Source organism: Psychrobacter sp. 4Dc (assembly GCF_002836715.1).
Lineage (GTDB): Bacteria > Pseudomonadota > Gammaproteobacteria > Pseudomonadales > Moraxellaceae > Psychrobacter.
In genome coordinates this window covers 15,802-39,648 of record NZ_PJAT01000089.1, presented here as the reverse complement: position 1 = coordinate 39,648, position 23,847 = coordinate 15,802, and the positions used below count along the sequence as shown (strand labels likewise).

The 23,847-nt window shown below is 44.3% G+C and carries 22 protein-coding genes; 8 read left to right on the top strand and 14 right to left on the bottom strand.

What is annotated here, in order from left to right; genetic code table 11:
- Positions 1-126 precede the first annotated feature (126 nt).
- From CXF61_RS06510 to CXF61_RS06480, 7 genes are all read right to left on the bottom strand, one after another.
- On the bottom strand, positions 127-879 hold the full coding sequence (locus CXF61_RS06510) for a HupE/UreJ family protein (RefSeq protein ID WP_165597609.1): 753 nt from the start codon (positions 877-879) through the stop codon (positions 127-129).
- A gap of 50 nt (positions 880-929) precedes the next feature.
- Complete coding sequence (gene ureG, locus CXF61_RS06505; RefSeq protein WP_165597608.1) at positions 930-1,619, bottom strand: urease accessory protein UreG; 690 nt, start codon at positions 1,617-1,619, stop codon at positions 930-932.
- Between the two features lie 57 nt (positions 1,620-1,676).
- Positions 1,677-2,471, bottom strand: a complete 795-nt coding sequence (locus CXF61_RS06500; protein WP_165597607.1) for an urease accessory protein UreF — start codon at positions 2,469-2,471, stop codon at positions 1,677-1,679.
- On the bottom strand, positions 2,461-3,099 hold the full coding sequence (gene ureE, locus CXF61_RS06495; RefSeq protein ID WP_165597606.1) for an urease accessory protein UreE: 639 nt from the start codon (positions 3,097-3,099) through the stop codon (positions 2,461-2,463). Before ureE ends, CXF61_RS06500 begins: the two co-directional genes overlap by 11 nt.
- A 164-nt stretch (positions 3,100-3,263) precedes the next feature.
- Entirely contained in the window at positions 3,264-5,453 is a 2,190-nt protein-coding gene (gene ureC, locus CXF61_RS06490) for an urease subunit alpha (RefSeq protein WP_165597605.1), read from the bottom strand.
- 56 nt (positions 5,454-5,509) lie between these two features.
- Positions 5,510-5,812 (bottom strand): urease subunit gamma, encoded by a 303-nt coding sequence (gene ureA, locus CXF61_RS06485; RefSeq protein ID WP_057761815.1) that lies wholly within the window; start codon positions 5,810-5,812, stop codon positions 5,510-5,512.
- A gap of 118 nt (positions 5,813-5,930) precedes the next feature.
- Positions 5,931-6,959, bottom strand: a complete 1,029-nt coding sequence (locus tag CXF61_RS06480) for an urease accessory protein UreD (protein ID WP_102093456.1) — start codon at positions 6,957-6,959, stop codon at positions 5,931-5,933.
- A gap of 923 nt (positions 6,960-7,882) precedes the next feature.
- Between CXF61_RS06480 and clpP the strand changes: the two genes are divergently transcribed.
- From clpP to CXF61_RS06465, 3 genes are all read left to right on the top strand, one after another.
- A complete protein-coding gene (gene clpP / locus CXF61_RS06475; RefSeq protein WP_197411852.1) occupies positions 7,883-8,509 on the top strand; it encodes an ATP-dependent Clp endopeptidase proteolytic subunit ClpP in 627 nt (208 codons plus the stop codon).
- Positions 8,510-8,695: 186 nt separating this feature from the next.
- The gene (clpX, locus tag CXF61_RS06470; RefSeq protein ID WP_165597604.1) at positions 8,696-9,970 is read left to right on the top strand and encodes an ATP-dependent protease ATP-binding subunit ClpX; all 1,275 of its coding nucleotides are present in this window, start codon (positions 8,696-8,698) and stop codon (positions 9,968-9,970) included.
- Between the two features lie 357 nt (positions 9,971-10,327).
- Positions 10,328-11,314 (top strand): SDR family NAD(P)-dependent oxidoreductase, encoded by a 987-nt coding sequence (locus tag CXF61_RS06465; RefSeq protein WP_165597603.1) that lies wholly within the window; start codon positions 10,328-10,330, stop codon positions 11,312-11,314.
- 161 nt (positions 11,315-11,475) lie between these two features.
- Here the strand turns inward: CXF61_RS06465 and CXF61_RS06460 are convergent, their stop codons facing one another.
- The 3 genes from CXF61_RS06460 to argS all read right to left on the bottom strand — a co-directional run bounded on the left by CXF61_RS06460 (position 11,476) and on the right by argS (position 15,416).
- On the bottom strand, positions 11,476-12,570 hold the full coding sequence (locus CXF61_RS06460; protein WP_165597602.1) for a PTS sugar transporter subunit IIC: 1,095 nt from the start codon (positions 12,568-12,570) through the stop codon (positions 11,476-11,478).
- Positions 12,571-12,695: 125 nt separating this feature from the next.
- Complete coding sequence (locus CXF61_RS06455; RefSeq protein WP_165597601.1) at positions 12,696-13,499, bottom strand: SPOR domain-containing protein; 804 nt, start codon at positions 13,497-13,499, stop codon at positions 12,696-12,698.
- Between the two features lie 87 nt (positions 13,500-13,586).
- Positions 13,587-15,416: an arginine--tRNA ligase gene (gene argS, locus CXF61_RS06450; protein WP_165597600.1), complete on the bottom strand. Its 1,830-nt coding sequence runs from the start codon at positions 15,414-15,416 to the stop codon at positions 13,587-13,589.
- A gap of 378 nt (positions 15,417-15,794) precedes the next feature.
- On the opposite strand from argS, the gene CXF61_RS06445 reads away from it, so the two are divergent.
- Complete coding sequence (locus CXF61_RS06445) at positions 15,795-16,013, top strand: DUF2788 domain-containing protein (protein ID WP_071002875.1); 219 nt, start codon at positions 15,795-15,797, stop codon at positions 16,011-16,013.
- 166 nt (positions 16,014-16,179) lie between these two features.
- On the opposite strand, the gene CXF61_RS06440 is transcribed toward CXF61_RS06445, so the two are convergent.
- Genes CXF61_RS06440 through cmoA form a run of 3 tightly spaced genes read right to left on the bottom strand, consistent with a single transcriptional unit; the run spans position 16,180 to position 19,230 of the window.
- Positions 16,180-17,301, bottom strand: a complete 1,122-nt coding sequence (locus tag CXF61_RS06440; protein WP_165597599.1) for a DUF1176 domain-containing protein — start codon at positions 17,299-17,301, stop codon at positions 16,180-16,182.
- 34 nt (positions 17,302-17,335) lie between these two features.
- Positions 17,336-18,382: a tRNA 5-methoxyuridine(34)/uridine 5-oxyacetic acid(34) synthase CmoB gene (gene cmoB / locus CXF61_RS06435; RefSeq protein ID WP_165597598.1), complete on the bottom strand. Its 1,047-nt coding sequence runs from the start codon at positions 18,380-18,382 to the stop codon at positions 17,336-17,338.
- Between the two features lie 50 nt (positions 18,383-18,432).
- Positions 18,433-19,230, bottom strand: coding sequence for a carboxy-S-adenosyl-L-methionine synthase CmoA (cmoA, locus tag CXF61_RS06430; RefSeq protein WP_165597597.1), 798 nt, complete (start codon positions 19,228-19,230; stop codon positions 18,433-18,435).
- A gap of 260 nt (positions 19,231-19,490) precedes the next feature.
- Between cmoA and msrA the strand changes: the two genes are divergently transcribed.
- From msrA to CXF61_RS06410, 4 genes are all read left to right on the top strand, one after another.
- Positions 19,491-20,012 carry a peptide-methionine (S)-S-oxide reductase MsrA gene (msrA, locus tag CXF61_RS06425; protein WP_160023314.1) on the top strand — a complete coding sequence of 174 codons (522 nt, stop codon included), beginning with the start codon at positions 19,491-19,493 and terminating at the stop codon, positions 20,010-20,012.
- Positions 20,013-20,197: 185 nt separating this feature from the next.
- Positions 20,198-20,890 carry a thiopurine S-methyltransferase gene (gene tmpT / locus CXF61_RS06420; protein WP_165597596.1) on the top strand — a complete coding sequence of 231 codons (693 nt, stop codon included), beginning with the start codon at positions 20,198-20,200 and terminating at the stop codon, positions 20,888-20,890.
- Between the two features lie 51 nt (positions 20,891-20,941).
- Positions 20,942-21,655 carry a DUF1499 domain-containing protein gene (locus CXF61_RS06415; RefSeq protein WP_165597595.1) on the top strand — a complete coding sequence of 238 codons (714 nt, stop codon included), beginning with the start codon at positions 20,942-20,944 and terminating at the stop codon, positions 21,653-21,655.
- Between the two features lie 226 nt (positions 21,656-21,881).
- Positions 21,882-23,342: a lytic murein transglycosylase gene (locus tag CXF61_RS06410; protein WP_165597594.1), complete on the top strand. Its 1,461-nt coding sequence runs from the start codon at positions 21,882-21,884 to the stop codon at positions 23,340-23,342.
- 117 nt (positions 23,343-23,459) lie between these two features.
- Here CXF61_RS06410 and CXF61_RS06405 read toward each other — a convergent pair whose 3' ends face one another.
- Positions 23,460-23,759, bottom strand: a complete 300-nt coding sequence (locus tag CXF61_RS06405; RefSeq protein WP_057761845.1) for a hypothetical protein — start codon at positions 23,757-23,759, stop codon at positions 23,460-23,462.
- Between the last annotated feature and the right edge of the window lie 88 nt (positions 23,760-23,847).

The following is a 23,847-nucleotide window of genomic DNA, read 5'->3' as shown; positions in this document are numbered from 1 at the left end:
ATCAAAACTAAAATGCGCCCCCGACCTTTTGATCGGGGGCGCATTTTTTATGATGTTCGCTAGCTAGATAAAATCAGCCACAAACATCGAACCTACAAACATCGTACTTGTACTATAAAGCGCGCTTTACACTAAAACAGGCGCAAATACGGCGCTCAATCCTAGTAGAACTAGCCCGCGCTGTAGCCACAAACTATCACTAAAACGTTGCTGCAACTGCTGACTAACCAGCGTACCAACTGCATATAGCGCTAGCATCGTAATCATCATCCCTGCATAAAATCCTAGCTGACCGCTCACACCGACATTCGCTGGTACTTCCATCGCGTGTGCCATGCCATGAAACACTGCCAGACCACCAAAGCCAAACAATGACAACTGCTGAATACTTGGCGTGTGCGCTGTATGGGTCTGAGCAGAGAATGCCTCTTGTCTGCTTTTTTGGCTCATCAAGACCATAGCCAATACGACTACCGACAGTGATATTGCCACTTCAATTAGCCTAGATGATGCAGCAAACGCGATACCGCCAATTAGCACGCCAGCCGTGCCCAATATCGCGCCTAATGACAACCCTGCCGTCAACGACATCATGCCTAAGCGCTGCTTTTGTAGACCATAAAACAACATGCCCATGCCTACTGCCAAAAACAGATGATCAAGGCCAGTTACTGGATGCATCAGTCCTGCTTGCAACGTACCTAAAAACGATGGCGCTTGCGTAGTAGTCGAATGAATATGCCCTGAATGCGCCTGCGCCAATGACGGTAGCATTAGTGATGTCATCATCACAGCCGAACCAGACACGATATGACGAGCTGAGAGCACTTGTGAAAAACGAGATTTTTCGATGTGAATACCTTTTGTACACTGTGTCATGCGGTTTTTCCTTATTCTTTATATTTTAATGGTAAAAGCTCACCTGCTCTTTAGGCAAGCATGCCATGTTCTTTAATAAAGGCGATAATCTCGTCTAGTCCATCACCTGTTTTCATATTGCTAAAAACAAAAGGTTTGTCGCCACGCATTTTTTTGGCATCGCGTTCCATCACTTCAAGCGAAGCACCAACCATTGGTGCAAGGTCAGTCTTATTAATAATCAACAAATCAGACTTGGTAATGCCGGGGCCACCTTTACGAGGTATCTTATCGCCTGCAGAGACATCAATGACGTACAAGGTCAAGTCAGACAACTCTGGGCTAAATGTCGCAGCTAGATTGTCGCCACCTGACTCAATGATAATCAACTCCAACCCTTCAAAAGTCGCTTGTAGCTCAGCAATCGCAGTCAGATTAATAGAAGCATCTTCGCGGATAGCCGTATGCGGACAGCCGCCCGTCTCTACGCCGCGGATACGCTCAGCGGGCATGGCATCATTGCGGGTCAAAAACTCTGAATCTTCTTTGGTATAGATGTCATTGGTCACCACTGCCATATTGACCGTATCACGCAGGTTTTGGCATAGCCTTAAAGTCAAAGCAGTTTTACCACTACCAACAGGCCCGCCAATACCAAGGCGTAAGCACGATAAGGCAGAAGATGGTTTCTGGCTGTCGCTATCAGTCTGTACGTCTGATGCAGTGTGAGAATTTTTTGATTTGAGCGGAGTTAGAGACATATTAATTTCCTAAAACAGTTTATATATTAATAATTATAAATAGAAATCAAGGTACAGTTATGAGCGGAACAACCGACTGTATTGCTCTTCGTGCATACTTGAGAGAATAGCCAAACTGGGCAAGTTATTAGAGATATTAAGCGATTCATAGAGGTCTTGGCATAGCTGCTGACAGTCCGACTCTTCACTATCACCTAAAGTATTGGCCGTGTTTGTCGACATGACTAAGGCACCAAAGGCCTGTTGCACATCATCGCTTAGAGCATCGACCTGAGCACCTAGATCGCTTTGCAATTGCCAAAGAATACGCTGACCCGCCATCTGTCCTAACGGCACTGTCTTAACAGCAGCGAGCACCATGTTCTCTAATTGAGCAAATCCATAAGTCGTCATCGACTGCGCTAGTGGCAGCTGCCAATGCTGAGCAATATGTGCAAATAGCGGCAAAAATCCATCTTCAGGTATTTCGGCCGGTATGCCAAGACTCAATACTTCGTTGAGCCACGACACCATCGCCTGTGCCAACTGCTGCGACTCCAGAACAAACTCTTTACTCTCGAGGCCAGCGTGATAGTCGTGTGCTAGATTTGCCGCTATCGCTTCACGACCTTGGCTTAGTGCACACATGATCAGACCCAATATAGGCAACTCATAGCCAATGACTGCAAGCGCTAGATAGTCCTGCATAAATGTAAGCGTACTGGATTCATCAGAGACAACCCCTGACTCGATCGCTGACTCTACACCTTGCGAATAGGTATAACTACCAATCGGCAAATTGCTAGATGCCAGCATCAACAGCTGCCCAAGTTGGGTAGACTGAGTAGGCTGAGCACTGGTATTAACCATCATTTGAACGACCTACAGGCGCATCATGATGACTATGGCTATGGCTATGGCTATGGTGATGTCCGTGGCTGTGGCTTTCGTCATGGCTATGACTTTTCTTATGACTATGAGAGTCACTATGCGAATGTGCATGGGAGTGAGCGTGACCATGCGAATGCCCTTGTCCCGTTTGATAAGCGCCCGTTTCAGGCTCAAATGGCACTGAGGTAGACTCGATACGTAGACCAAGATTTTCTAACATTTGTGCCAGCACATGATCGTTTTCGAAATAAAGTGCATACCCTGCTGCGCTGTACTCAAACATCAATGGCACATGACGATTGCCCAAATGATAAGCGCCTTTCATTAGTAGAAATTCATTATCAGCCGTTACCTTAGTCACCGCTTGCGGCTTGGCGATGACTTGCATCAGCTCACCTGCTGCATTGATAAGGACATCATTTCCTTTTAGTACACCTGTACGAGGCAAGTCAACACCAACTGCCTCACCTGAAACAGTAATGGCTCTAAAGCGGGAATGCTGACGAGTATCAAAATCCAATAGCAGGTAATCATCGGCTTGATACTGTTCTACCAATTGTGCTTTTTGGGTATCGCTAAGCGTACTTAAACGGGTATTAAATATTTTCATTATTCTTCTCTGGCTGTTGTTGCTCAAACTATTGGTCAATAGTATTGATGGTAAAAGTATTGGGAATAAAGATACGATCTCATTCAAGAAACCAACTGACCATTGGCATACATGGTTTATGGCTCACTGTCTTAGAGAGCTCCTATAAACGTGCATCATAAGCTCTAAAATAAAAAGTAACGCTGTGCCATTGGTAGTACATCAGCTGGCTCACAGGTGAGTGTCTTACCATCAGCGCGTACTTCATAGGTCTCAGGATTGATGTCCATATCTGGGCAGTAGCTGTTAAAGCGCATATCGCCTTTACGAATTTTACGGATGCCGTGTACTGGCTGAATGACCTTGGTCAATCCAAGCTGCTTATCCACTTGTTTGTCGATCGCCGCTTGCGACATAAAAGTAATGCTGGTTTGGGCGACTGATTTTGGATAAGTAGCAAACATAGGACGATAATGCACAGGCTGAGGAGTAGGAATAGAGGCATTAATATCGCCCATCGGTACCGCAGCAATGAGCCCGCCTTTTATAATGCACTCAGGTTTTACCCCAAAAAACTTGGGCGACCATAGCACCATATCTGCCCATTTACCCACTTCGATTGAGCCGACCATATCGCTAATACCGTGAGTAATCGCAGGGTTTATTGTATATTTCGCGATATAGCGTTTGATACGAAAGTTATCGTTGTCCGTACTTTGGTCATAGTCTGTTAAAGTGATGTACTGTTGCTCATCTTCAATGGTCGCTGTTGCATCTGGCGCCAGATGGCCACGTTGAACTTTCATTTTGTGCGCGGTTTGCCAAGTACGAATGACCACTTCACCCACCCGTCCCATCGCTTGCGAATCACTACTCATCATCGAAATCGCACCTAAGTCATGCAAGATATCTTCTGCGGCGATGGTTTCTTGACGAATACGGCTCTCAGCAAAGGCCACATCTTCAGCAATAGCAGGGCTCAAGTGATGACAAACCATCAGCATGTCGAGATGCTCATCAATGGTATTGACGGTATATGGTCGAGTGGGATTGGTAGATGATGGCAAAACATGCGACTCGCCAATAGCCTTTAGAATATCGGGCGCATGGCCACCGCCTGCCCCTTCAGTATGAAAAGTATGGATACAGCGGTCTTTAAAAGCAGCAAGTGTACTCTCTAGATAGCCACTTTCATTTAAAGTATCGGTATGAATGGCCACTTGCACATCATAGTCGTCAGCGACGCTCAAACAGTTATCGATGGCTTGCGGCGTTGTACCCCAATCTTCATGTAGCTTTAGTCCCACGGCACCTGCTTCTATTTGTTCAGCAATGGGTTCTGGTACACTCACATTGCCTTTACCTAGTAGTCCAATATTCATAGGGATGCTATCAGTAGACTTTAGCATCGAGGCAATATGATACGCCCCCGGTGTACAGGTGGTGGCAAGCGTACCTTGAGCTGGACCTGTACCGCCGCCCAGCATCGTAGTTACCCCTGACATCAGCGCGGTCTCACACTGCTGAGGCGCGATAAAATGAATATGACTATCGACGCCACCTGCTGTCAGGATTTTGCCTTCACCAGAGATGATTTCGGTAGCTCCGCCAATAGGAATATCAATAGCAGGCTGGATATCAGGATTGCCCGCTTTGCCAATGGCACTGATACGGCCATCTTTGATACCGATATCCGCTTTATAGATGCCTGTATAGTCAACGACTAATGCATTGGTAATAACTGTATCGGCAACTTCCGCACCTAGTAACTGCCCTTGCCCCATACCATCACGGATGACTTTACCACCACCAAATTTGACTTCTTCACCTTTAATTTCAATAGGCTTGCTACTACTTTCACCACTTTGCGACGTATCTGCTTGATCAACAGCTGTATCTTTATGACTGGTTAAATCCGCCTCAACCTGTAGCCAAAGCTCAGTATCGGCAAGACGGACTTTATCGCCTGTGGTAGGACCAAAATGCTCAGCATAAATACGACGACTGACTCGCTTCTTCGAAGTAGCGGTTACCTTCTTATCAGTAGTGCTCTCTGATATTTTTTCTGGATGAGCTGCGCCCATGACGCGCCCAGCAAAACCATAGACGTCTTGCTTGCCAGCGTATGCTACCAATTCGACTTCCCGTGATTGACCAGGCTCAAAACGTACGGCAGTCCCAGAGATAATATTTAGGCGAAAACCCCGAGTCTGCTCTCTCTCAAAACTCAAGGCATCATTGACTTCATAAAAGTGATAATGCGAGCCAATTTGGATAGGTCTATCACCAGTATTACTCACACTGATCGTCTGTACCTGTCGCCCTTGGTTTAAGATAATATCGCCATCTTGGATATGGTATTCGCCTGCTTGCATGGTAGCCGCCTTATTTTATAGTGAGCATTTCAGTGCTATAACAATGGTATACAGCGTTACACGATGGGATTATGTACCGTGACCAGTTTGGTGCCATCAGGAAAAGTCGCCTCGATTTGCACTTCATCGACCATCTCTGCGACACCTTCCATGACATCATCAGCAGACAAATACGTAGCACCTTCACTCATCAGCTCGGCAACTCTTTTACCATCTCGTGCGCCTTCCATCAGCAGCATACTGATATAAGCGATGGCTTCGGGATAGTTAAGCTTAACACCGCGATTTTTGCGGCGCTCTGCTACCATACCGGCGGTAAATAGCATGAGTTTATCTTTTTCTGTTGGGGTCAGGTGCATGACAATTCCTTGTTGTACTTATCATTATATTTATAGCAGATTAGAGGTTTTCAAAGCATTTGATATCGATTAAAAACAGTCGCAATATATCTTAGTTTCATTATTAAGAGTGGCCGTATTATGTGTCCCAAATACGTGGACGACAAGGTTCAAGTTGCCACCAATGATCTCGCAAGACTTCTCTCAGCTGATAAAACGCTTCAAAACAACCACGTACATCTGAGCCGATGTAGCGGATATTGATCGCTTGGCAATTATGAGTGCAGTAGACAGGCATTTGTGCTTGAGCAATGACTTGGCGTAATGCTACGACAGTATTATCTAGATAGCGGGTTAATGACTGCTTGATAGTTGCTTGGGCAGTTTCGGTCGATTGCGTGGTTTGTGACGCGGAGAGTGCAAGATTGTCATGGACATCGCTTAAGCTGGGTATTGCCCAAAACGAGCCATAAATGTGCTGGTTCGCTAATCCTAAATTTGAGGTAAACCAGCGATTTTGCGCTGCCTGTGCCACTCGCTCAGCAACGATAACCTTACCATCTCGGTAGATGTTCAATCCAGTATGATAACGCCCTTGCAAAAACTGCTCGTCGTAAGCTTGCCGCCCAAAGACACTAATCTCCCATGTCAGTAGACTAGAGGAATCTTTCAAATCGAAGCGGCTCACTGCATGCATATTGGCTTCGTTATAAATAATACTCTCTTGCGGCAGCCATTCTAGACGGGTATCTGCTGCGAGGTTGGCTTGTATATGTTGGCTAGCATAATCAGCTATCTCGTCTTGACTCATACTTTGGTGAGTATCGTTGTCGCCCAACGGAGCTTTATGTTTTTGGCTGACACTGTCTTTGCCGTACCACTTACCTGCCCCTGGTGTGGTGACAACAGCGTGGCTACCACTATCCAAACTTAGGTCTATGGTCAGCGTATCGCCACCTGCGATACCGGCTGGCGGGTACAACATCAGTATGTGACAAATACCCTGCTGTACGCTTGGCTCAGGATACAGAGCACGCTGTACCATCAAGGCACCTGTATGCTTGCGATGATAAAGCCGCGTTTTTGAGTTATCAGCCGTACCTTCTTTGGCCGTACTTGTCCTGCTAACAGTGTCGAAGCTTAATGCTAAAGAAGAGGCCCAACTCATTTTATATACTCATTTACCAATTAAATATGTTTCAGTATTTTATGTGACAACTATCATTTGCTATCCGTTAAGACTCTATTGCCAATCGTTAACTACAGTTCATTCGCGACAGCAATGTCAGAATAATAACGAAGAAATACAGCGTACACCATTTATCGTGCCTAGCGCACCATGATAAATAAAAGCGTCAATGTTTTTATTGATACAAGCACTGTGCCAACTCTTGATAGCAGATAACCAAATAAGAAACCTTATCGGCTCAAAACTTTGATTTGTCTGTGCTTTTTCTATTTAACTTATATGATAAAAACAATCATATATTTCCAGCTATTTTCTAAACGTTTTTTGAGCTTCAGTCATTTATAAAATTAGCAGATACTTGCACCAAAATAGTACATTTTGTCCATAACAGTGCATTTTTTAGCGTTATTGTTAGCGCAATACTCTCTGAGGACATTAGATAAGCAAAAATACTAAACGCATAACTATTTGCAGGCTTAGTCAGTAAGATAGGTGGATTGTAGGGTCATTAATCAGGTATTCTATGTTAAAAAGTCAGGTCGGACATGATTTACGCTCTTTGTATCGATATAGACACTGTCGATACAGGTACTATCAATATCTGTATGACTTGATAATAGATAAGATAGTATTTATCTACTTCTAGACGTATTTTTAGTATAAGTTTCAATATAAGCAATGAGTCCTAGACATATCGGAGGGTCAGTTTTTCACCTATTTTATGCACAAACCAGTTTTGTAGGCTTGAATAGTGAGCGCAGCCCCCTTATAAACAACCCATTAGTCAAAAACTACTAGACAATAAAATCATTCAATCCATTTTTATTTTATACATTTATCGATAGGACTTTTCTATGACAGATTATGATCGCATCACTGCCAACCCGCATTTTGATATGCTGATGAGTGCGCACAAAGAAGTACAGACCACACAAGCGGCATTAGTACCTATGGTGGTTGAACAGTCCTCACGCGGTGAACGCTCGTTTGATATTTTTTCACGCCTACTACGTGAGCGTGTTATCTTTTTGACCGGTCAGGTCGAAGACAACATGGCTAACCTTATCGTTGCCCAGTTACTATTCTTAGAAGCTGAAAACCCTGACAAAGATATCCATTTGTATATCAACTCACCAGGCGGCTCAGTAAGCGCTGGCTTGGCTATTTTTGATACCATGAACTTCATCAAACCTGAAGTATCTACTATCTGTATGGGCGGTGCTTACAGCATGGGTTCATTCCTATTGGCCGCTGGTCAAAAAGGCAAGCGCTATTCACTTGCTAATGCTCGTGTCATGATTCACCAGCCTTCAGGCGGCGCGCAGGGTCAAGCAACTGATATCGAAATTAACGCTCGTGAAATTCTTAAAACTCGTGCACGTCTAAATAGTATCTTAGCTGAGCGCACTGGTCAGCCAGTAGAGAAAATCGAAAAAGACGTTGAGCGTGATTATTGGTTAGATGCACAAGAAGCCAAAGAGTATGGTTTGGTTGACGAAGTATTAGAGCGTCGTCCTGAATCTTTGTAATCTAAGCATTAACGTGATGCCTCTTCATTGAGAGTGCAATCATAAGACCTTTTATAGTTTATTTGCCGTACAGTAAACCGTTATCAATGTCATACCTGACCATTAGAAGGTATGACCATTGAATGAATACGATAATCGATATACTACAAATAAACTAACCAGTTTTAAATTTTAGGAGCGCCTTTTATGGCAGAAGATAATACCCCGCAGTGTTCGTTTTGCGGTAAAGCCAAAAGCGATGTACAGCAACTGATTGCTGCTGACGATGCCAATATCTGCAATGAATGTATCGAGCTATGTACTGACTTAATCGCAGACAGCGCAGAGCACAGTGATGATGATAGCGAAGTAGACACTTCTTGGGTCAATAAAAAACTACCAACGCCAAAAGAGCTGCGTGCCAAGCTTGATGAATATGTCATCGGTCAGGACGCTGCCAAGAAAGCATTGGCTGTTGCCGTCTATAACCATTACAAACGCCTAAAAGTTAGCCAAACACTAGCCAACGACAGCAAAAAAGCCAAGATCGGCGCTGACGATGCAATGGTAGAATTGGCTAAGAGTAATATCTTGCTAATCGGTCCAACTGGTTCTGGTAAGACGCTACTTGCGCAAACCTTAGCTCGTCTATTAGATGTACCTTTTGCGATGGCTGATGCCACGACCTTGACCGAAGCTGGTTATGTTGGTGAAGACGTTGAAAACATCGTACAAAAGCTCCTCCAAGCTTCTGACTATGATGTAGCCAAAGCTGAGCAAGGTATCATCTACATTGATGAAATCGACAAAATCAGTAAAAAGGGTGACAACCCATCTATCACTCGTGATGTGTCAGGTGAAGGCGTACAGCAAGCGTTGCTAAAGCTAATCGAAGGCACTGTGGCTGCTATCCCGCCGCACGGTGGTCGTAAGCACCCGCAGCAAGAGCTGATCCAGGTTGATACCAGCAACATTCTAATCATCGTTGGTGGTGCATTTGCTGGACTTGATAAAGTCATTCAGCAACGTACCGAAAAAGGCGGTATCGGCTTTAACGCTGATGTCAGCTCAAAAGACGACAGCCGTCGCAGCTCAGACTTGCTACAAGAAGTCGAGCCAGAAGATTTGATCAAGTTTGGTCTGATTCCTGAGCTGATCGGTCGTCTACCTGTACTTGCGGCACTGCAAGAGCTAGATGAAGCAGCCTTGGTACAAATCCTGACCGAACCTAAGAACGCACTGGTAAAACAGTACAAGTACTTGTTCGATATGGAAGGTGCTGAGATTAGCTTTACTCAAGAAGCCCTAGATGCCATCGCCAAAAAAGCAATGGAACGTAAGACAGGTGCTCGTGGTCTACGTTCAATTGTAGAAAACGCGCTGCTTGAGACTATGTATGAATTGCCTTCTATGGAAAATGCTAAAACTGTAATGGTTGATGCGGACGTTATCAATGAAGGTAAAGTACCTAAAATTGCTTAAGTTATAATTGTTATAAATAGTCCGTTATCATTAGCGGACTACTAAAAAGCGTCTGGCTGAATAAGCTCAGGCGCTTTTTTTTATGCCTATTATTTAACCAATTTGTCTGTTGGATAGCTTGCCTGTTAGATAACTTGATACTAGATAACTTGATACTAGATAACTTGCCTACTGAAAATTGGCGACATTCATTACACCTGCTCCGAAATGACAGCAGCGTTTATCAATCGCGAGTAAACGTCAGCACAAACCATGCTAATGTAGATAGACTGTTTTAACCTTTATACTTTATTTCTATATACCGCAAGATATAGCCCGTACAACCCATATGATTAATAAGACAAAGGATTGTTTATTATGTTCAACCATGTGACCGCTATGGCGACTTCATTGCGCCAACATTTACCGTTTTCTTCTAACCGTACCTCGTTGGATGACTCAGACGTTGCACCCTACTATCGCAACCACGTCGCTGCCATTACAGGCGCAGGCTCTGGTATGGGACGTGAGCTGGCCATTCATTTAGCAAAAATGGGCTGTCATGTTGCACTATCAGATATCAATCCTGAACAGCTGGCAGCGACCAAACAGTTACTTACCAATTATGATGTCAACGTCACTATGACCGTACTCGATGTGTCAGACAATAAAGCCGTGGAAGCGTGGGCTGATAGTGTGATGGCAGAACATGGCAAAGTAAATTTTATCTTCAACAATGCAGGTGTCGCACTCTACTCTACCGTCGAAGGCAGTAGTATTAGTGAGCTTGAATGGGTAATGAATATTAATTTTTGGGGTGTGGTTTACGGCACTAAGGCGTTTTTACCGTTAATCAAAAACAGCGTTAAACAGAGCCAGTTTGGCGAGCATGGACATATTATCAATATCTCAAGTCTGTTTGGTTTGACCGCTCAGCCATCACAGTCTGCCTACAACTCTAGCAAATTTGCCGTACGCGGCTTCACAGAAAGCTTACGCCAAGAGCTAAACATTCAGAATTGCGGGGTATCAGCGACTTGTATCCATCCGGGCGGCATCAAAACCAATATTGCCAACAGCGCGCGCGGTAATGAGAGCATCCATGATATTGGCATGAGTACTGGGCCCAAAGCCATCAGAAGTTTTAATAAGTTTTTAAAATTCGATGCCACTGAAGCGGCTTGGATTATCTTACAGGCAGCAGCGACCAACCAACAGCGCTGCCTGATTGGTAACGATGCCAAGATAGTCGATGCCGTTCAGCGAGTATTCCCATCGCACTATAGCCAAGTGCTGAACGACTTCCATCAACTGTCCCGCAAACTAAAACCACGTCGTCATAAGAAGCTAAAGACCGTTAAATAGTATGCTGTAAACATTTCCTATTTCATGAGAAATTGATGAATTTATATATAAAAAGCCTAGCTATAGTCGTAGCTGGGCTTTTTTAAGCATTGTTATTGCTGATTAAGGATAAGACTAAGTTTTAAGATTGTTGATGATATTTTAGTTCAACCTTCCAAGCATTAAGGCAGCTTCATATCACCAGCGACCAACCAGCCCATACGGCGCATGATGTAAGCCACTAACCCTGCAATCACCGCAGGTAATATAAACATCAATAGAATAATCGCTGTCCATAGTTGACCGGTGCTCATGATTTCTTGTGATGCCTCAATAACCCCAAACACACCGACCAAACCAGCAGTACCCATACCCGCCCCTGTCGCGGTACAAGCTAATCCAAAACCAACGGTCGCGATAGGCCCAACGATAGCGCTAGCAATGACAGCAGGTAGCAGAACGATAGGCTTTTTGAGCACATTAGGGATTTGCAGCATACTGGTACCCAAGCCCTGAGAGATGACGCCACTAACGCCATTGTCTTTAAAACTGGCAACAGCAAAACCAATCATATGCGCTGCACAACCCACCACTGCTGCCCCGCCCGCCAAGCCACCAAGCCCAATAGCAATACAAATGGCTGCACTCGACGTTGGTAGGGTCAATAAAATACCAACCACTACGGCGATGACGATACCCATTAGAAGTGGCTGTAATTCAGTAGCGGCATGAATACCCTGACCGATAGCTGCGACCCCTGCTACGATAGGCGGATTAAGCAGTGCGCAAACTAAGAGAGCAATACCGCATACAACCAATGGCACCAATAAAATATCAAGCTTCGTCTTACCAGCGACCCAACTGCCAGCACGATAAGCAAATACAGAAGTCAGATAAGCACCGATTGGATTGCCTGGCAGTGCTACAAAGGTTGCAGGCCCACCCACTTGCGGCGTAAAGAGCGTGCCTGCCATTAGTGCTTCGGAATGGGCACCAAGCATACCCGCTACGAGGCAGCTAAGCATCACTAGCGTTGGTGCTTTGAGATAGTAAGCGATACCTACGCCAATACCAGCACCCATTAATATCGAGGCAAGTTTCCCGACCGCGACCAATGCTGGCAAATCTAACCAGCCACCGATTTGCGAGATAATTAGACCTGCGATCAACGTGACAAATAGCCCGAGAGCCATACCAGTAAAAGCATCGATAAAGTATTTTTGAAAGAACGCTTTAATAATGCCTGCTTGCGGTGTTACTGAGTTAGATACGGTCATAACCATACTCTTAATGGACGTTTAATAGGATAAAACAGCTAGAAAGCTTTTGATAAAATAAAGAGATAAAAAAAGCGTCATTACGACGCTTTTTTAATAAATACAATAACTGTAAACGACTGAACCTAGCGACGCTGTTCAACGATAATAGAGTCTATACCATTGTTCTGTAGGCGCTGCTGTGCCGTCGTTACTGCTTGACGGTTATTCAAAGGACGCGAGATGACTTGATAAATTGGCAAGCCATTACCCGTTGTGTTTTTGACCACGCGAGCATCGACACCCGCCATCAGTACTTGCGCACGGCGACGATCCGCTTCATCTGCATCACTAAAGCTATTAATCTGCAAGATGTAGGTCGCCGCAGGCTTGGCAGCTTGGATGCTCGCCGTCCCTGCTGCTGCATTATTGTTGCGGGTTGTAGCGTTACTAGTAGCAGGCGGCGTACCATCATAAGTTGCATCTTCTTCAACGACAACGATATCCTCACTCGACCCAGCATTGTTAGCACCAGCAGGTTCGACAGTCGCATTTTCCGAACCACCGAAGCTGCCCGTTTCGGTACTGCCTGCATCACTATCTGGTTGAGTCACGACGACGTCTGGTTCAAACGCACCTATATCACCTATTTGATCATTATCAATATCAGCGATATCTTCATCAGGGATGGTTGCCATCTCTTGATTAGGTAAAATATCGTAGAACTCATAATCGCCATTGTCAGTATCAGTATCCACACGTGGCTGTACTTGGCGATCAGAATCGTTCTCAGCACTACTATCAGCGGGGCTGAAATTGAATAATGGTGAGAGGTAGATAAACACCCCAATCATAAGGGTCAATACGGCCCCAACAAACATCCACAATAAGCCTGATACGCTACTTGATTTGCGCTTTTCTGTTGCGCCTTTAGGTTTTTTGGCTAGCATGGATCTCGTTCTCCCTACTGGATTTAACTATCATCATCGAATTAATGCTATTAGCTGTCTATACTTACTTCACATATTAGAAAAGTACTACATGCTAGACGGTGCAGACAAGCCTAGCAGACTAAGCCCATTTGCCAATACCTGTCTAACGGCTTTTGACAAGCGCAAACGTGCTTGCATTAAGTCTAGCTCATCCTGACTTGGCGTTTCACCTGACGTCAAGCTCATCGGCAAGATACGATTGGTGTCATACCAACCATGGAACAAGGCCGCTAGCTCTTTTAGGTAGTTGGTCAATACATGCGGCTCGTAACCAGTCGCTGCGCGAAGTAACGTCGCTGGATATCCTGCTAACAGTTTAATCAGCTCGTCTTCATTGGGCGCACTTAGCAAATCTTGATGTGCCAAACCAATCGCATCGTCTACGGTCAAATCGTAAGTTGCCAGTTTTTCTAACACGCGGCAAACGCGCGCATGAGCATACTGAATATAATACACTTGATTGTCTTTGCTTTGTGATTTGGCAAGTTCTAAGTCAAAATCAACATGCACTTCAGGCTTACGCGCAACATAGTAGAATCGTGCAGCATCGTTACCGACTTCTGCACGTAGCTCACGTAAGGTCACAAACTGACCAGAACGCGAAGACATTTGTACCTTTTCACTACCGCGCCATAATGCCACAAACTGTACAAGTACCACATCAAGACGTTCAGCATCGATACCAAGAGCTAGTAGCGCTGCTTTTACGCGTGGGACATAACCATGGTGGTCTGCGCCCCAGACGTTAATGACTTTATCAAAGCCGCGATCAAACTTGTTTTTATGATAAGCGATGTCAGAAGCAAAATACGTCGACTGGCCATTGGCACGGCGTACCACACGGTCTTTCTCATCGCCGAAATCAGTCGACTTAAACCAGATGTTGCCATCTTTTTCGTATAGATAGCCTTTGTCATCTAGTATCTGTAATACAGGCTCAATCTCGCTATCGATAGATCTTTCGCTAAACCAGCACTCGTAGCTCACGCCAAAGTCATTTAAGTCGTCTTTAATATCCGCCAAAATACTGCTCAATGCCGCGTTTAAAAATAACGCATAGCTGTCACCTAGCAAAGACTTACTATTGGCAATCAAGCCATCAATATGCGCTTCTTTATCACCTGAAATGACGGTTTTTTCGCCATCAGCATTAATCTCAAATTGAGCATCTTCTGGCACATCTTTGGCAACGTCTGCAAAGCTATGTACGTAGCTATCGCCATGCTGTGTTTTTAGCGTTTGGGCGATATCACTGACATAGTCGCCCTGATAGGCATTGACTGGGAAAGTTATCTCTTCACCATTTAGCTGTAGATAACGCAAATATGTACTGGTGGCTAAGATGTCCATTTGACGACCGGCGTCATTGACATAATATTCACGTGTGACGTCATAGCCAATAGCTTCTAGCAGGTTAGCAACGCTCATGCCAAATGCAGCACCGCGACCGTGACCGACGTGCAGACTCGACGTTGGATTGGCAGAGACGAACTCAACTTGGACTTTTTGACCGTCAAACTGATTACTCAAGCCAAAGCGATCTTGCAGCGTGAAGATATCATCCAATACAGAAAACTTAGCTTCCGAGTTTAAGAATACGTTGATAAACCCTGGTCCTGCGATTTCTACTTGGCGAATATCTTGATTGTCAGGCAATGCGCTGACGATTTTTTCAGCAAGTTGACGCGGATTGGCCTTGGCTGCTTTCGCTGCCGTTAGTGCGATATTACTGGCAAAATCACCGTGACTTAAATCTTTTGTACGGGTAATTTGACTGTTGTTTTGCCAATCGCTTGGTAGCGTACCATCTGCTTGTAGGGTTTGAATTGCATCATTAAATAGGGATGCAAGCGTATCAATTTGGGCTTGTGACATAGGAATTTGAACTCAATTAAATAAACAACAAAAACGGTGCGAATGCGAGCAATCGATAACTGCTTATTGTAATAGCGACCGACATTGCAGGGATAGAATAATGTAAAAAGATAAGTAACCTGTAAATATAACAATCTTTGCGCTTTATTGCACCATTTGCGCCAAAATTAGCACTAAAATCTTACCGTTAACGTGATTTAGACTGACTAATATCAATGACGCAAAACTGATAAATAACTCATAACGTGAATTGTAGCGTTACTGTTGCTCAATACTGGGCAGTCGTTTATACCTGACTGCTTCCACGTTATAATGATGGTTTGTACGGCTCTTCTAAAATATAGAAGACGCGTTACTACTCTATTATAGGATTACGCCATGTTTGCTATTGCCGCCAGTACTGTCACCAGTTGGGGACTGTATGTCTTGTTGCCGATATTCATCGCTTTCTTATTCTTTATCATGTGGGATATCTCTAAAACCTCTGATGCTGGGCGCGCAGGTACCTTTTGGATCTTTTTGGCCCTTGGTGCAGGTTCTGTTGGTTTTATCCTTAAGATAGTCATGGAAGTCGCTTTCAAAAAATGGTTAATCTAATTAGCCATTTTTATCACTATCCTTTGATATCGCTTAGGACATGAATAGCAAAACTAAAAATGTAATATATGGCTTGTGACTGCTGCGCTTTATAAGGTATCAGTCATTTAAATCAAGGCCTTTTAAATCAAGGCTTCTTAGACCAAAGTCTTCTAAATCAAAGAAGCTACTGAGCCTTAGCATCATTTTTTATAACCTGACTCACATAAGTTGGTAGGTCCCACGCTCCACCAGCAAAACCTCGGCACATTCCCGTACTAGACTCTTCGCTTTTAACAAACTTTTCACCATTCCACGTCCATGCAGTACGGTTCCAGCAATCACCAATGCCTCGATCTTTATGAGTGGCCGAAATCTCACCATCAAAATAATCATTCCCTGCTGTCGTGATAAGCGTAGGTTTGCTAGGCTTTGCATTATCAATGAGCCAATAGCCGTTACTAAAATTGTAAGCACCTAGCCAGCAACTATGAGCGGCTAATGTATAGCTATCATTAACTGGTATAAAGTCCCAATCAAGCATCGTAGAGCCATACTCTGACATCCGCTGATATGTTTCAGTTTTTGGGTTAATCAGCTCACAGTCGCCCATCGCGTCCTTGGACCCTATAAGCTGCTCGGCATTAATATCGACCCAGTTATCAATATTTTTCTGAAAATACGCCAGCTTTGATGGAGTGAGTGTTTTGTTGTCTTTTGCTGAATACGCAAATGCTTTTTGAATAATTGGTTTTGGCAAGGCTACTTTAGGACGTTGACGATTTGGATTATTCTTACTGATCAATGCTATCGGCGTCCCTACCCGACCTTGCACATCGTCTAGTTTAAGCAATACGGCTGACATGCCTTTATCGCTGATCTGCCAGTGGTTGTCGCCCGCTCTAATTTCTATCTTGGTCGCTATACGAGCATGATCAAGCAGTGCTTGAGTCTGCTTGGCTGACAAGTCGTATAGTAGACTGTCTTCTTTATTGGGCTGTATCACACCATAGTTTTTGTTGTTCAGCCAAAGCTCAGCAGGCTTCAGCTCATCTAGCGGCACTTCTGAGATAAACTGAATTTGCGCTTTTGGCAGCGCTACTTTTGGCAACGCTGTGAGCAATATTGAGGCAGGCTCATCTGCTTCACTTGCGTATCCAGCAGCTCGACAAGTCCGCGTATTATCACAAACCACTTGCCAGTCATCTTGTACAAAGCCCCAGCCTTCCGATACAGTTCCATAACCTGCCATAGCAGGTAACGATAGCAAGCTGATGGTAGCTACAATAAAAGTCTTCAATGTCTTCATAATGCTTTCCTTATGTTAGCTACCACCATCAATGCTACTTTTTGGCAATCAAAGTCGCACGCATGGGAGCAGGATATCCTTCGACGGTCTTAGTAAAATCATTAGGATCTAAGAAATCTGCTAACGAATGATAGGCCATCCATTCGGTTTGTCGTTGTTCCTCAGTCGAGGTGACTGCTACATCGACGCAGCGCACATCTGAAAACCCTGCTTTCTCTAACCAGCCAATTAATGCCGCCACCGATGGCAAGAAATAGACGTTATTCATCTGCGCATAGCGGTCGTGTGGTACTAGTACAGTATTGGCATCACCTTCAATCACCAACGTCTCAAGTACCAGCTCACCACCTTTGACCAACTGTCCTTTAAGCTGTTGTAAATGCTCAAACGGTGACTGACGATGATATAGCACACCCATGCTAAATACGGTATCGAACAGCTGACTGTGCTCAGGTAACGCTTCGAGCGGTACAGGGATGTAATGCGTCCGATAGTTGCCTATATCACTAACGTCTGCGGCACCCACAAAGTGACGAATCGCCATAAACTGATGATAAAACAAGCATGACGGATCAATAATAATAACCGTATCCGCGCCAGCCCCTGCCATGCGCCAGCCATGATAACCAGAGCCACCGCCCACATCCAATACGCGGCGACCGTCTAATCTGCTTAAATGCGGCGCAACACGTTTCCATTTCCAATCACTATGCCACTCGGTATCAATCTTAATACCTGACTCATCATCGCCGATTTGACCGCCAATCTGAAATGGGCCTTTACGCCACGGCATCAACTGCTTTAATAGTGCTGTTGTTTGTTTGCGCTGAGACTCATTTAGATCTGCCTCAATCGTCAATGTATCGCTGTTTAGATCGACGTTATTGACAGCTAAGTTTGGCAAACGAGCGACTGACGCTTGGTAGGCAGGCGCATGCGCATAGTTGGCTTTATCTTTTATGTCACCTAGCCATGTTGGTAATTGCTTGAGCCATTCATAAGCGCTCGGCTGCTGCTGTGCCAGCTCTAGTAGGGTTAGATACAATTCGCGTTCGGCGTTGATGATAGTGTCGTTGAGCATAAAAGCAGGTTACCGTGTTGATTAAGAAATAACTGTGTTAAAAGTAAGGATTATTTAAACGCCACAATAGAGACAAAATTCAAAAACTGAAACCACGTTAGATGACGTTTAAAGCCAACTTGATCTAACCGTGCATGATGCTCATCTAACGTGTCAGTAATGAGGACATTTTCCAATGCATTACGCTTACCGCTAATCTCCATTTCGGTGTAGCCATTTGCACGTTTGAAGTCGTAATAACGCTCTACTAACCATGCATCATATTGCTCATCAAATGCATGGGTTTTTTCAGTCAGTACCAATATGCCGCCTTCGCTCAATGCCGCATAAATCTTTTCTAGCACTGCGACCCTATCAGCAGCTGGCAAAAACTGTAGCGTCAAGTTCAAAATCACCATATCACACGGCTCAAACTCAATATCGCGGATATCTGCTGTGATCACTTCGATATCGTGCTCAGGATAGTTGTCACTCAATAACGTCGTGGCTTCGGTCGTCATCGCAGGCGAAATATCAATTGCTTTAACCTGTAAGTCTTGTGAGTCGAACTCACCAGCTAGCGTCATGCTGGCTGCACCCAGTGAGCAGCCCAAGTCATAAACACGACTAACACGCTGACCACTATCGCTCTGCTGACGATACTTGCAATGACGACGGGCAAATATGGGTAGCATAGCCAGTACCTGCCCATAACCAGGTACACTGCGACGAATCATATCAGGGAAACAAGCCACCACTTGCTCATCAAATGAAAAGCGTGCGGCCTTATCCAGTGGCGTAGTAAACGGTTTATCAAATAGGGTGTCATGTTTGATAGCAGGCTGAGATTGGCTCATGGGACGACTCATTTTTTAGAATAGAACTGAAATTAAGAATTACTGGATGACTTTTACTTAGCAGTTTTGCTTGTCATTATCAGTTGATAAAGAAGTAAGATAGCAAAAGCCCATTATAACATTACTGTTTGTTACTTATCGCCTTTGGCTTGCCTGCTAAGCTGAATAAATAGTGCCAAGGGTAATGAGACGTTTGAAAGAAGCATTGAAAAACGAGAGCATCACTACCAAATATAGCGCTTAACCCATATTTATAATAATAGGAAAAAATTATGCAAACGATCGTATTAGGTGGCGGCTGCTTCTGGTGCACCGAGTCTGTATTTTTATCAGTGAAAGGGGTGCAATCTGTCGTCTCAGGCTACATGGGCGGCGATGCTGTTTCTGCCAATTATGAAGCTGTCTGTAGTGGTACGACTGGTCATGTCGAAGTCATCAAAGTCGAATTTGATGAGTCTATTGTCCCGTTAGAAGTAATACTCGATGTCTTTTTTGCCACGCATGATCCCACCACGATGGATCGTCAAGGCAATGACGTCGGTAGTCAGTATCGCAGCGTGGTCTTTTACACCGAAGATAGTCAAAAACCGACCGTTGACCGTACCATCAATAAGTTACGCGATATGGGTGTCGATGTAGTGACGGAAGTACATCCTGCCGTTGAGTTCTATCAGGCAGAAGACTCACATCAAGATTTCTTCAACAGAAACCCAGGACAAGCTTATTGCAACTTTGCAATACCGCCAAAGCTTGCCAAACTGCGTAAAGAATTTAGCAAATATATGGTTAGTTAAATGAGGGTTAGCTAAATCGAATAAGACATTATTTATTCAAAAATTTTCTTAGCCTAATGTTGGATACCGGCCAAACACTTATACTATAGGTGTTTGGCTTTTTACTATTTATGCCTTTGACATGACCAATCAATATTACTAACGCTAAATCTATATATAAAAACTTGCAGATAGAGGATTGCAGTATGAACCCTGAGTTTTGGCAAAAACGTTGGCAAGAAGGTCGCATTGGATTCAATCAATCTACGGTCAATCCATTGCTGACTGAGTACTTTAACCGCCTCAATCTAACTGCGGGTAGCCGCATTTTTGTGCCGCTTTGTGGTAAATCTATCGATATGGTTTGGCTAGCGACGCAAGGCTATGACGTGGTGGGCGTTGAGTTGGTCGAAACAGCCGTACAAGCATTTTTTGCTGAGCAAAACATCGAACCTACCGTCTATCAACAGGCAGACAATCCAGCGATTAGATACTATCAAGGCCAGTTGTCGGGACAAACCATCACTTTATGGGCTGCTAATATCTTTGCGCTGACCGCTAAAGATATTGGCTCTATTGATGCAATATATGATAAAGCGGCATTAATCGCTCTGCCAGCTGACATGCGTATGAAATATAGTGAGGAAGTGCGGAAACTTAGTAGCGATACCAGTAAAGTTGATGGTGCTAACAATGAAATAACACCGCAGCTTTTACTCACGCTAAATTATGATCAGTGTAAAAAGAATGGACCACCCTTCTCTATTAATACCAACCAACTAGAGCAGTATTATAGCGCTCACTACCAAATCTGTGAACTAGCGAGTGAGCCTTCCTCTATAGGTTCTGCACCTGATATCACTGTCGCAGAACAGGTCTGGCTATTGAGCAGTAAGTAAAAAAAACCATGTAACTCTTAACAAGCTGCTAAATCGCAACGGAGAAATTGAATGAAAATAATAATCGGCCTAATGAGTGTAATTGCTATTCTGCTAGTCGCTCTGGCAGGCCCATTGTACAAATTTGGCGTTGTAGAATTAGGCACTGCGTTTACAGGGTTTAAATTTGGATTATTTGCTGGTATCGCAGCACTAGTATTGTTGGCTATACAGTTATTGTTTAAACGCAATACAGCCAGTATTGGGAGCGCACTAGCCTCAGCCATACTTGCTGTCGCGGCAATCGCTGTCCCGCTTGGCATGATGAATACGGCCAAAAATGTACCACCTATTCACGATATTTCTACCGATTTGGTGAATCCGCCTGAGTTTGTCGCGATTGCTCCACTACGTGCAGATGCACCGAATCCCGTAGAGTACACAGGCGCAGAAGTAGCTGAACAACAACGTACTGCCTACCCTGATTTGCAGACATTGACCTATGCTCAATCGAAGTCTGAAGTGGTTGAAGCAGCCAAACAAGCCATAGAAAATTTAGGATGGGATCTTGTAAACACTGATGCCGACATTGGCATCATCGAAGCAACAGAGACGACTGCTTGGTTTGGTTTCAAAGATGATGTGATCATTCGTGTGACTGACAACGATAGCGAGCGCTTGGTTGATATTCGCAGTAAGTCACGAGTTGGACAGAGTGATTTGGGCAAAAATGCGGCGCGTATTCATAGCTTTATAGAAGAACTAGATAGTGTGCTAGCCGAATAAACAGGTTATACCTCCTAAGGATAGCTCTCGAGTTGAAATACTGTTTAACGCTTTGCATTTTCAGCTCTATGAAATCCTCTTCTAATCTCACGGCAGCGTCAATTTATCGTAACCATTTATAACCTTGGTACTTCGACAGCTTTTCTTTACTGTTTAGATTGGTTACTCTACGTTAATATCATTTTTTGCCTTTCGATAACTATTTTAACGTTTATAGGATATTTTCATGCGTTTGACTCCTTTTTCTACTTTGTCGCTGCTTAGTGTTGCTGTCGGCATCAGCCTTGCTACCACTGCTCAAGCTGCGCAGCCGCCAGCACCTGATTTATCCAATAGCGAGTTTCAACAGTGCTTAGACAATCTAAAGAACTCTAGCAAATTTAGCGGTGTTGATGGTTATACCTTTAATAACTATCGCCCAAGCCAGCCTGATCCTAGTGTCATTCAGTCACTGAATTATCAGCCAGAGTTTCAAAAAGACGTCTGGGACTACTTATCAGCATTGGTAGACAAAGAGCGTGTCGAGGACGGTATCCGAGCCAAGCGTCAATGGGGCTCGACGCTACGTCAAATCGAATCGCGTTATGGCGTAAAAGCTGAGCATGTGCTCGGTGTCTGGGGCGTAGAATCTAACTTTGGTCAAACGCTAGGTAAAAAACCATTATTTGAGTCTTTGGCGACCTTATCTTGTTTTGACCGTCGTCAGAGCTATTTCCAAGGTGAATACGCCAATGCACTAAAAATCGTGCAAAACGGTGATATCGCACCAAATGATATGACAGGCTCATGGGCAGGTGCCTTCGGACAGACACAGTTTATGCCGAGTACCTTTTTAGAATTGGCAGTAGATTTCGATGGTGATGGACGTCGTGATTTGGTCAATAGCGTACCTGATGCACTCGCTTCTACCGCAAACTTCTTGGATAATCGCGGCTATCGTACTGGTGAGCCTTGGGGCTATGAAGTCAAACTACCTGATGGGTTTTGGGCCGCTTCTAATCGTAAGGATAAAAAATCGATAAGCCACTGGCGCGACCAAGGTCTGACGTTGGCTAATGGTAGTCCGTTACCATATGACTTAAGTAGTGCAGGCTTATTGTTACCCGCTGGGATGGAAGGCCCTGCTTTCTTGGTGGGTAAAAATTTCGACACTTTCTACTCTTATAACGCCTCAGAAAACTACGCATTGGCTATCGCACACTTATCAGATCTAATCACTCGCGAAGACAGCAGCAAAACAGACTTTATCACTGCGTGGCCGACAGATGATCCTGGTATCAGCCGCCAGCAGGCCAAAGACATTCAACAAGCGTTGCTAAACGCAGGTTATGACATTGGCGGTGTAGATGGCATCATCGGAGACAATACTCGTACCGCTATCCAGCAATATCAGACTAGTCGCGGCATTTTCCCAGCTGACGGACGCGCAGGTCAAAAATTCTATCGCGCCATCGTTGGCAATGCAGCGCCGAGTCAAACTCAATACGGCCAGCCTGCAAACAGCAAACCTCTGAATCCTGCACCTGCCGATCGCATGGGGCAATTGATTCAACAGCAAACGATTGCTCCTAGTAGCTACTCATCTCAGCCATCAGTGAGCTCCTCAACTTCTAGCAATACACGTTATCGCCGCGTTACTGATGCCGATGGCACTATCAAGCTTGTTCGTATAGACCAAGGTTCGTAGTAGTAAGATAAATAGTGCTATTTAGACGCATCAAAAAAGCCACGCTACTATTAGCGTGGCTTTTTTATTTATAGATAGTTATTAATAGAACTTATCTAATTGACTCAAAATACGTATCTAGACAATAGGCGGTGGCTTAGGCTGACCATTATCACCATTCCAGTTTTCGCGAGCTTTGTCGTCTAAATCGGCTGCCGTTTTTGGCTCCCACTTACCATTTTCTTTCCAAGTCGCATCACCCCAATCTTCATCTTCGGCTTTACTATCTAAATCTTTATAGGCCTTACTAGGATCTATACCGCGACGTTTCATATCTGCTACTTGCTCTTCTAACGTATGAAACTGATCAGCATCATGCATAGACTTTTCTAGACCATCAATCTCTCTCTTTAGTTCGTCATTTTTAGCATTGCTCATCGTACGCTCTCCCTAATTATTAATATTATAGTTCTCATTCTAAAATAGTTAACGTTGTTAATACTGCTAACTAACTGACTTTATTATT

What these genes read in the sequence shown, in the direction of transcription:
- CXF61_RS06510 (WP_165597609.1), bottom strand. Translation starts at nt 879, where the DNA reads ATGACACAGTGTACAAAAGGTATTCACATCGAAAAATCTCGTTTTTCA.
- tmpT (WP_165597596.1), top strand. Translation starts at nt 20,198, where the DNA reads ATGAACCCTGAGTTTTGGCAAAAACGTTGGCAAGAAGGTCGCATTGGA.
- CXF61_RS06465 (WP_165597603.1), top strand. Translation starts at nt 10,328, where the DNA reads ATGTTCAACCATGTGACCGCTATGGCGACTTCATTGCGCCAACATTTA.
- msrA (WP_160023314.1), top strand. Translation starts at nt 19,491, where the DNA reads ATGCAAACGATCGTATTAGGTGGCGGCTGCTTCTGGTGCACCGAGTCT.
- clpP (WP_197411852.1), top strand. Translation starts at nt 7,883, where the DNA reads ATGAGTGCGCACAAAGAAGTACAGACCACACAAGCGGCATTAGTACCT.
- CXF61_RS06410 (WP_165597594.1), top strand. Translation starts at nt 21,882, where the DNA reads ATGCGTTTGACTCCTTTTTCTACTTTGTCGCTGCTTAGTGTTGCTGTC.
- CXF61_RS06440 (WP_165597599.1), bottom strand. Translation starts at nt 17,301, where the DNA reads ATGAAGACATTGAAGACTTTTATTGTAGCTACCATCAGCTTGCTATCG.
- ureG (WP_165597608.1), bottom strand. Translation starts at nt 1,619, where the DNA reads ATGTCTCTAACTCCGCTCAAATCAAAAAATTCTCACACTGCATCAGAC.
- argS (WP_165597600.1), bottom strand. Translation starts at nt 15,416, where the DNA reads ATGTCACAAGCCCAAATTGATACGCTTGCATCCCTATTTAATGATGCA.
- cmoA (WP_165597597.1), bottom strand. Translation starts at nt 19,230, where the DNA reads ATGAGTCGTCCCATGAGCCAATCTCAGCCTGCTATCAAACATGACACC.
- ureE (WP_165597606.1), bottom strand. Translation starts at nt 3,099, where the DNA reads ATGAAAATATTTAATACCCGTTTAAGTACGCTTAGCGATACCCAAAAA.
- CXF61_RS06500 (WP_165597607.1), bottom strand. Translation starts at nt 2,471, where the DNA reads ATGATGGTTAATACCAGTGCTCAGCCTACTCAGTCTACCCAACTTGGG.
- CXF61_RS06415 (WP_165597595.1), top strand. Translation starts at nt 20,942, where the DNA reads ATGAAAATAATAATCGGCCTAATGAGTGTAATTGCTATTCTGCTAGTC.
- cmoB (WP_165597598.1), bottom strand. Translation starts at nt 18,382, where the DNA reads ATGCTCAACGACACTATCATCAACGCCGAACGCGAATTGTATCTAACC.
- CXF61_RS06455 (WP_165597601.1), bottom strand. Translation starts at nt 13,499, where the DNA reads ATGCTAGCCAAAAAACCTAAAGGCGCAACAGAAAAGCGCAAATCAAGT.
- CXF61_RS06480 (WP_102093456.1), bottom strand. Translation starts at nt 6,959, where the DNA reads ATGAGTTGGGCCTCTTCTTTAGCATTAAGCTTCGACACTGTTAGCAGG.
- clpX (WP_165597604.1), top strand. Translation starts at nt 8,696, where the DNA reads ATGGCAGAAGATAATACCCCGCAGTGTTCGTTTTGCGGTAAAGCCAAA.
- CXF61_RS06445 (WP_071002875.1), top strand. Translation starts at nt 15,795, where the DNA reads ATGTTTGCTATTGCCGCCAGTACTGTCACCAGTTGGGGACTGTATGTC.
- ureA (WP_057761815.1), bottom strand. Translation starts at nt 5,812, where the DNA reads ATGCACCTGACCCCAACAGAAAAAGATAAACTCATGCTATTTACCGCC.
- ureC (WP_165597605.1), bottom strand. Translation starts at nt 5,453, where the DNA reads ATGCAAGCAGGCGAATACCATATCCAAGATGGCGATATTATCTTAAAC.
- CXF61_RS06460 (WP_165597602.1), bottom strand. Translation starts at nt 12,570, where the DNA reads ATGACCGTATCTAACTCAGTAACACCGCAAGCAGGCATTATTAAAGCG.
- CXF61_RS06405 (WP_057761845.1), bottom strand. Translation starts at nt 23,759, where the DNA reads ATGAGCAATGCTAAAAATGACGAACTAAAGAGAGAGATTGATGGTCTA.